Raw genomic sequence first — 1267 nt, forward strand, 5'->3', positions numbered from 1 at the left:
GGTGTCGGGCACGCTGTTGGGTGTCTGAGGGCATGGCCGCATGGTCTGTCTTCGGTATGCCGGCCCCAGTGAACTCCGGGTTTCTCCGGGGGTGATGGGTGGTTGGTCGTTGTTTGAGAACTGCACAGTGGACGCGAGCATCTGTGGCCAAGTTTTTAAGGGCGCACGGTGGATGCCTTGGCACCAGGAACCGATGAAGGACGTGGGAGGCCGCGATAGTCCCCGGGGAGTCGTCAACCAGGCTTTGATCCGGGGGTTTCCGAATGGGGAAACCCGGCAGTCGTCATGGGCTGTCACCCGCTGCTGAACACATAGGCAGTGTGGAGGGAACGAGGGGAAGTGAAACATCTCAGTACCCTCAGGAAGAGAAAACAACCGTGATTCCGGGAGTAGTGGCGAGCGAAACCGGATGAGGCCAAACCGTATGCGTGTGAGACCCGGCAGGGGTTGCGTATTCGGGGTTGTGGGATCTCTCTTGATCGGTCTGCCGGCCGGTCGGTGAGTCAGAAACCGTTGATGTAGGCGAAGGACATGCGAAAGGTCCGGCGTAGAGGGTAAGACCCCCGTAGTCGAAATGTCAGCGGCTTGCTTGAGAGACACCCAAGTAGCACGGGGCCCGAGAAATCCCGTGTGAATCTGGCGGGACCACCCGCTAAGCCTAAATATTCCCTGGTGACCGATAGCGGATAGTACCGTGAGGGAATGGTGAAAAGTACCCCGGGAGGGGAGTGAAATAGTACCTGAAACCGTGTGCCTACAAGCCGTGGGAGCGTCGCGTTGAGTGTTTGCACTCAACGTCGTGACTGCGTGCCTTTTGAAGAATGAGCCTGCGAGTTTGCGGTGTGTTGCGAGGTTAACCCGGGTGGGGTAGCCGTAGCGAAAGCGAGTCCGAAGAGGGCGGTGGAGTAGCACGCTCAAGACCCGAAGCGGAGTGATCTAGCCATGGGCAGGTTGAAGCGGAGGTAAGACTTCGTGGAGGACCGAACCCACCAGGGTTGAAAACCTGGGGGATGACCTGTGGTTAGGGGTGAAAGGCCAATCAAACTCCGTGATAGCTGGTTCTCCCCGAAATGCATTTAGGTGCAGCGTCGTGTGTTTCTTGCCGGAGGTAGAGCACTGGATAGGCGATGGGCCCTACCGGGTTACTGACCTTAGCCAAACTCCGAATGCCGGTAAGTGAGAGCGCGGCAGTGAGACTGTGGGGGATAAGCTCCATGGTCGAGAGGGAAACAGCCCAGAGCATCGACTAAGGCCCCTAAGCGTACGC

The 1267-nt window shown here is 58.2% G+C and carries 2 rRNA genes (both running past the window's edge); both read left to right on the forward strand.

Features of this window, described 5'->3' with window-relative positions:
• Positions 1-83, forward strand: a 16S ribosomal RNA gene (locus ACWDUZ_RS38385) (it extends 1442 nt beyond the left edge of the window).
• Between the two features lie 62 nt (positions 84-145).
• Positions 146-1267 (forward strand): 23S ribosomal RNA (locus ACWDUZ_RS38390); it runs 2104 nt beyond the window's last position.
• Together the 16S and 23S rRNA genes form the textbook arrangement of a ribosomal RNA operon.

The organism is Streptomyces sp. NPDC003393, from assembly GCF_053589015.1.